Genomic DNA, 6683 nt, shown 5'->3' on the forward strand with positions numbered 1-6683 from the left:
GCCATTACGGCTAAGTGGGTGTTTGCTACGCCCTATGTGCTCTTCATATTGCTCTACTACAGCTTATTTGAACATACCTCGAGAATGTTCCTGACCATGAATAGCCAATACTATCTCGCCATTAATATTCCGATTATCTATTTCGGGCTTATCGGTGCTGGGATCAGTCTACTTAAAATCATACTTGCTGGACAAAGCCGCAAGTTAGCGGAAAGCATGCCGCCAAAATCCTTCATTGTGTTCATGGGGTTAGCGACCATGGCAACCTATTATTGGATCAGTTTGGGCTGGTCGATCTACGGGGTAATTCCGGCACTGGTGTTGATTTTTATCATCATGACAATGAACATTTTTATTAGTTATCATCTCAATAAAAAGACCGAATCACACAACAGAGCCACTGTTCTCAGCTTCAAGGGGTTGATGTTTAACCTCGGATACGGCTCTATCGGTATTTTATATGCTTACTACTATAAATTGGTATCTCAGAACTACACCACACAAGAAATTGAACAGAACCTCGATTTCTTGGCTTCACTGTCTTCGTTTTTTTATTACTTCACCTTATTGTTCATTTCAATCAGTGCGCTGTTCTATTTCAAGAACAGAAAGACGGCTATTTTTTGAGACTCCTGATTGTGTCGAATAACAACTGAAGCAAAGTAGAATCTTATCGCCCTATTTTTTGTTAACATCATCAATTAATTTACTTAACACACGGAAGCATTATGTCATTTGGTTGGATCGCTTTTACTCTGCTTGCTGCTTTCAGCCAATCTTGGCGCAACGCATTTCAAAGCAAACTAAGTGGCACAATGAGTGTGGCCGGTGTGACGCTGGCTCGTTTTATTTGGGCAGGCCCGATCGCGCTTATTTACCTCTGTGCACTCTATCAATGGCAACCTGTATCCGCACCTAACGTCTCGGGCGAGTTTGTTTTCTACATTATTGCAGCTGCCATTATGCAGATCATCGCGACCGGCTTAATGGTCATGCTCTTTAAGCTAGAAAATTATGCGATAGGAGCGGGGCTTGCCAAGTGTGAAGCCCCCGTTTCTGCTGTGCTTTCTGTGCTTTTTTTTGGTACCGCTTTAACGATCACAGGCTGGGTAGGGGTTCTTATTGGTACGTTAGGCGTGCTCATAATGAGTAGCTCTTCTGGCTGGCGAAGCTTATCTCCTAAGGTCTTTTTCTTAGGTATGACTTGCAGCACCGCATTTGCTTTAACATCGCTTTGGGTACGTGAAGCAAGCTTGAGTATAGGACTGCCCTTCCCTCACAGTGCAGCTTGGGTGCTATTTCTGGTTATTACACTTCAGACAGTGATTATCTGTACGTTTCTTTTCTTTAGAGAGCGAGACACGTTAAGGCAGATGTTCAAGAAATCAAAGTTGGTGGTAATGACGAGCCTAGCGAGTGTTATTGGCTCTCTTGGGTGGTTTAGTGCGATGTCACTTCAAGCGGTGCCTTACGTTAAGACGCTAGGGCAAGTCGAGGTGGTCTTTATGATTCTGATATCGTACTTCTGGTTAGGGCAACGCATTGCTCGCAAAGATCTTGCAGCACTCATCTTGATTTCTGTCGCTGCGGTCCTAGTGATGTGGCAGTAAGCTGAATGCACCACCAGCTCAGTACATCTCGCACTCCTCTGTAAACTGCTATATTAAAGAGCGAGCAATCGATTTTTGTACTGTTCAGGGGTTTGGCCCGAGTATTTCTTAAACATCGATATATAAGGGCTGGCTTGGTTGTACCCTAATGTTAGCGCGACTTCTTTAACGGAATGTCCTTTTCTCAACAGGTCCATTGAATACAAATACCTCACCCTTAGGCGCCATTCTGTAAAACTCATCCCAAGCTCAGATTGGCAATGGCGAGCCAATGTTCGCTCTGTGGTATGCACTCTTTCCGCCCATTGCCCCAACGAAGTAGTATCGGTTGGGTTGTGTTCAACAGAATCTAAAATAGTCGATAAGTACTTATTCGTTGAGGTAGGTAAAAAATGCCGTTCCGTTTCTTCAGTAGCCAGTTGATCGAGTAGAACTTGAATCAATCGCTTATCTTGCTCTGACTCTGCAACGTTAACACTACGTTGACGAAAATCATCGATGATCGAGGAAACGATGGGCGTTACTTTGATCAAGCTGGTGGATTTTGGAAAGCCATCGGTCAGCTCATGGGCGACATTTAACGAGCAATATTCCAATGGTTTGCGATTATAGCTGCAATGCTCGGCCCCTGCAGGCACCCAAATAGCAAGATGAGGCGGAGCCAGAAAACGAGTGCCTTCCGCTTCCATTTCTAAAATACCGCCACTGATCAATTGTACCTGACCCCATGGGTGGCTATGAACACGTGTTTCTGTGTTAGACAGAAACGCTTCAAAATTCATAAACACATCGGATGGTGCCCGAACAATAGATAAGGATTGATGAAGTATTCGAGCTGTTTTTTTCAATCTTGTCTTCCTATAACGCCAGTTGTCTTTTTGAAGATACATACAATCATACAGACCTGACACACTGGTTTCCACTGGCTATAATGCGATGGAGCTCACATGGTGTACTTACTTCCACTTTTAACTGTGTTGATCTGGGGTGGTAACTCGATTATCAACAAGATGGCTGCAACCGCCATTGAACCGAGCGCCATGAGCTTTTATCGCTGGTTCTTCGCCATGCTTTTAATGACACCTTTTTGCTTGCCAGCAGTGGTCCGTCAATGGAATACCATCAAGCCCTATCTCCCAAAACTCGCATTGTTATCACTACTCGGCATGGTGCTCAATCAATCGCTCGGCTACTACGCAGGACTCACGACTACGGCGTCGAATATGTCGTTGATTATCTCGTTGGTCCCACTTATTTCTGTCTTTATCAGTGTTCCATTACTTGGTAAATCCATCTCAATGATCAGTATTGTCGGCGGAATTATCTCGCTAACGGGGCTCACTTTTATGTTGGGCCATGGTGATATCGGGTTTTTCTTGCATCAGGATATTACCCAAGGTGATGGGTTGATGATCATTGCCGCCGTCATTTACGCCACTTATTGTGTTCTGCTTAAGCGTTGGAAAATGCCTTTTCGCAGCACAACACTGATATATTGTCAGGGGATCTTTGCCGTGATGATGTTAACGCCACTTTGGCTAACCAGCGAACAATTGCTGCCTACACAGGAATCTTTACCGTTGATCGCTTATGCCGCAATCGCAGCGTCTATTTTGGCCCCATGGATGTGGATAAAATCCATTGACATCATTGGTGCAGATTCAAGTGCCATGTTCATGAATTTGATGCCGGTCATTTCAGTGGGCCTGGCCACCTGGCTTCTTAATGAAAACATTCACAGCTACCACTTAGTCGGTGGGCTAATGGTGATTGCAGGGGTCATCCTTTCGCAGGTTAAGAGGCGTAACAAATCTATTGCAGTGAGTGGCCCGGCCGTGCCCTAAAGCAATAACCCTTTAAACACGAATACCCGATTAACTTGAACGAGTCGCGATAACCTTAATGCCTAACGCGACCATTGCACCACCTAAAACACGGTCGATCCAATGCCCATACTGTTTAAAGCGGCGGTTAATAGCAGGTCTTGAGAGAATACCAACTAGCAAGGAAAACCAGGCAAATTGAATCATCATGATCCACGCGCCATAAATAGCGATTTGGTAGGCAGGCATATCCGGAGAGAGTACGACAGTAAATAGCGAAACAAAGTAGATCGGCGCTTTCGGATTTAAGGCATTACACAGAAAACCAACACCAATACTTTTCCTTGCTGAATAGGTAGCAGGAGGAGTGGCATCCACTTCCATCGAATTCGTTGCTTTTGCTTTAAGCCCGTTAATACCCAGATAAATTAGATAACCTCCGCCCAGTATTTTAATGGCCCAAAGCGCATTAGATGAATTCGCAATTACCGTTGCTAGGCCAAAAGCAGAATACGTAATATGAATAGACAGGCCTAATGCTATGCCAATGCTGCACATCAACCCTGCTTTTTTGCCATTTGATAATGTTTGTTGTGAAACGAGGACAAAGTCTGGCCCAGGTGATGCTGCTGCTAGCAAGTGAATCGATGAAATTAAAATTAAGCCTTGTATAAGATCCATTTAAATACCTCAATTAAAAATACGATAATAAAAAACACGATAGCGGCGAACGCTCGGTTCCACTTGAATCCTTATTTCATGATTCCTTGGCCTCAAACGGCCACAATAACAAATCCAAGTCCAGTTCCAATCCAAAAAAAACGCCATGTGTTGAGTGTCTGGCAACGTGTTTTTTTAGTGGCATTTTTTCGGCGAGAACAAATTTAGAACGTGTAGTCAAAAACAACGATATCTTCTAACAACGGCCTAAACACTTGCTTCAACGCTTCATGCTCGGCATGTGGAAGGTAGTTTTGACGCCCCACTTCATCAGCAAACGTCATCATCACTGAATGAGTATACCCCTTATTCTTGTCTTCGGGACTATCGTTAATACCCCATTCTACGGATACGACACCCTCTACTTTTTCAGGCATCGATTCAAACAAACCCTTAAGTTTTTCGATTTCTGAACATGGCGATGAATCTTTAAATTTAATCAGCAAGATGTGTCTAATCATCCATTTCCTCCTAGCGTATAACACCCGGTTTAAAGCTTGTTAGCGCCGATTTTCAATGGCATTCATTAAGTTATCGGGATCATTCGTACCTAAGCTGACTGTCGTGCCGTTTTTAAGCTTAAGCTCAACAGCGGACAAACCTGATACGTTATATAACCAGCCTGTTGAGGTTAAACGAATACCAATGCCACTGTACCACTTGGTTTTAATTTTCTTCACTGCTAGAACATCTGAAAGTTCTAATGATTTTGTCCAAAACTTAGGACCAAAAAACCAAAGAATTTGGGTCCCTTCTATCTGTATTGTCAACGATGAAAAAAGAAGTGTTACTATGCCAATGATGACAAAAACAAACCCGATCGATTCGTCCGGTTTTGTATACGAAGCAAAGGCCAATAAAGCGAGTACCAGCCCCATAATAATGAGCATCGCAATGCCTACTTGGGTGTTTTTATACTGTATATCAAACTCTTTCTCTGCAACCAATAATTAAATGGAACTGTCCTTTGTGGGTATCCTAGCCAAGCCAGACTCATCAGTTAACTGATGATTTCACAATGGGTTTGTGGAACACAAGAACACGCAAATGCAATATTATCCAGGCCTTTACTCAGCTTTAATACGGGGACATCGGCGTGTTCGACTTTACCCGACTCGACAGAGACTTTACACGCACCACATAGACCCACGCGACATTTACTGGCTATCTTTAAGCCTGCATCTTCTGCTTGCTCAAGTAACGTTTGCTGGTTGTTGCCAACAAAACTCTTTCCATTGACCGTCAATGTTAACGACTTAAATTCAGGTACTTTCGCTTGAAACAACTCATCGTCTAGATCGAATTCATCATCGAGATCGAGTTCATCTGCAACCTTTTCTCGCTTCGCTGGCGCTCTATCCGCATAGTCTTGGCGCTCCTGGTACTCTAATACTTCAACACGGTCGCTAGCGGTGATCACACCTTCATTTCTTGCGACCAAATTTTGGCCAAAGAAGACACCGCCTTGTTCATCGGCCCTAAAGGTCATGAGCGTTTTAAGCGGCTCTTTAGAGATTCTGAATGTGCCTTTTTTAGTGTCTACCGTAGTTAAAATACAACGTTCACAAGGCTTAACAATATCAAAGACTACTTCACCAATGCGTATCGTTTTCCAACAATCTTCAGCAAAAGGCTCCGTACCGCTAATAACTAGATTGGTACGAAATTGAGTCATTGAATGCACTTCAGAACTGCGCCTATTTAACTCATCTAAAGACGCTTGACTGATCAATAACACCGGATACCCATCCGCAAAGCTCACGTTGTGCCCTATTTTTTTACGCACACGATTAGACTGCTCACCGCAATATAATAGCTCGACATGTTGCCCAATAATGTCACTAAACCAATCGTTCGCTTTATCGGTGGTGGTGTACGCGGTGAAATTGTCTTTCCAAACCGTTGCCGGTGTTTCTTGCTTTTTAAACTCCGCATAACTGATTTTTAGTGGCTCTTTGCCCTCTGCGGTAAAGACAAATCCGTGCGGCAATAAGCTGGCTTTGACTTTCACCATTTGAGGGTGTTTCCTTGCCGTCACCATACTTCCATCAGCCATAGCAAGCATAAAACGACGGTCAAAACTTAGCCCTTGTAACTCGACCCAAGCGCTGGATAGGGTGACTCCCCCAACGGATTTGACGGGATAAACGTTAATTTGAGAAAGATGAGCAAGTGACATGGACTACCTTTAGTTGTTTTGATTACCCCGAACTCAGGGTATTTATGATGACGTAACGGCGATGCAAAGTATAACGACATAGTCGCCTACCAAACAACGACTATCATCTCTGAATAGACTCAAATAACGAATAACATTGAGAAAAAACGTGAAATACATCCACTTTTCCACTATCATCCTGTCGCCTAGACGGAAGCGTTTGCGTTCGTTGTTCCGTTTGGGCTCCAATCACTCAACAACTCATTGGTGGGAGCTTTTCAATGACAACAATTACTATCACTCGTCCTGACGACTGGCACGTTCATCTTCGCGATGGCGACGTTCTTGCCGACACGGTTCGCGATATCAGCC

At 43.8% G+C, this 6683-nt stretch carries 7 protein-coding genes and 1 pseudogene; 3 read left to right on the plus strand and 5 right to left on the minus strand.

What is annotated here, in order from left to right:
* Together ACP45E_RS17105 and ACP45E_RS17110 are read left to right on the plus strand one after the other, a co-directional pair.
* Nucleotides 1–627 (plus strand): annotated as a pseudogene (locus ACP45E_RS17105) (MFS transporter); the annotation flags it as partial.
* A gap of 101 nt (nucleotides 628–728) precedes the next feature.
* A complete protein-coding gene (locus tag ACP45E_RS17110) occupies nucleotides 729–1610 on the plus strand; it encodes a DMT family transporter (protein WP_017037449.1) in 882 nt (293 codons plus the stop codon).
* Between the two features lie 53 nt (nucleotides 1611–1663).
* Here ACP45E_RS17110 and ACP45E_RS17115 read toward each other — a convergent pair whose 3' ends face one another.
* The gene (locus ACP45E_RS17115; protein ID WP_017033483.1) at nucleotides 1664–2458 is read right to left on the minus strand and encodes an AraC family transcriptional regulator; all 795 of its coding nucleotides are present in this window, start codon (nucleotides 2456–2458) and stop codon (nucleotides 1664–1666) included.
* Between the two features lie 99 nt (nucleotides 2459–2557).
* Here ACP45E_RS17115 and ACP45E_RS17120 point away from each other — a divergent pair, with 99 nt between their 5' ends.
* On the plus strand, nucleotides 2558–3454 hold the full coding sequence (locus ACP45E_RS17120) for a DMT family transporter (RefSeq protein ID WP_017037450.1): 897 nt from the start codon (nucleotides 2558–2560) through the stop codon (nucleotides 3452–3454).
* 30 nt (nucleotides 3455–3484) lie between these two features.
* Here the strand turns inward: ACP45E_RS17120 and ACP45E_RS17125 are convergent, their stop codons facing one another.
* The 4 genes from ACP45E_RS17125 to ACP45E_RS17140 form a co-directional block, all read right to left on the minus strand.
* Nucleotides 3485–4114: a LysE family translocator gene (locus ACP45E_RS17125; protein ID WP_017033481.1), complete on the minus strand. Its 630-nt coding sequence runs from the start codon at nucleotides 4112–4114 to the stop codon at nucleotides 3485–3487.
* Between the two features lie 203 nt (nucleotides 4115–4317).
* Nucleotides 4318–4614 carry a Dabb family protein gene (locus ACP45E_RS17130; protein ID WP_017037451.1) on the minus strand — a complete coding sequence of 99 codons (297 nt, stop codon included), beginning with the start codon at nucleotides 4612–4614 and terminating at the stop codon, nucleotides 4318–4320.
* A gap of 39 nt (nucleotides 4615–4653) precedes the next feature.
* Nucleotides 4654–5043: a hypothetical protein gene (locus ACP45E_RS17135; protein ID WP_241824334.1), complete on the minus strand. Its 390-nt coding sequence runs from the start codon at nucleotides 5041–5043 to the stop codon at nucleotides 4654–4656.
* 110 nt (nucleotides 5044–5153) lie between these two features.
* On the minus strand, nucleotides 5154–6332 hold the full coding sequence (locus tag ACP45E_RS17140) for a YcbX family protein (protein WP_017037453.1): 1179 nt from the start codon (nucleotides 6330–6332) through the stop codon (nucleotides 5154–5156).
* Nucleotides 6333–6683 lie beyond the last annotated feature (351 nt).

This window comes from Vibrio genomosp. F10 str. 9ZD137, assembly GCF_049974785.1.
In the GTDB taxonomy this organism is placed as follows: domain Bacteria; phylum Pseudomonadota; class Gammaproteobacteria; order Enterobacterales; family Vibrionaceae; genus Vibrio.

Coding starts and splice junctions, on each gene's coding strand:
- ACP45E_RS17110 (WP_017037449.1), top strand. CDS start 729: ATGTCATTTGGTTGGATCGCTTTTACTCTGCTTGCTGCTTTCAGCCAA.
- ACP45E_RS17120 (WP_017037450.1), top strand. CDS start 2,558: ATGGTGTACTTACTTCCACTTTTAACTGTGTTGATCTGGGGTGGTAAC.
- ACP45E_RS17125 (WP_017033481.1), bottom strand. CDS start 4,114: ATGGATCTTATACAAGGCTTAATTTTAATTTCATCGATTCACTTGCTA.
- ACP45E_RS17130 (WP_017037451.1), bottom strand. CDS start 4,614: ATGATTAGACACATCTTGCTGATTAAATTTAAAGATTCATCGCCATGT.
- ACP45E_RS17135 (WP_241824334.1), bottom strand. CDS start 5,043: ATGCTCATTATTATGGGGCTGGTACTCGCTTTATTGGCCTTTGCTTCG.
- ACP45E_RS17140 (WP_017037453.1), bottom strand. CDS start 6,332: ATGTCACTTGCTCATCTTTCTCAAATTAACGTTTATCCCGTCAAATCC.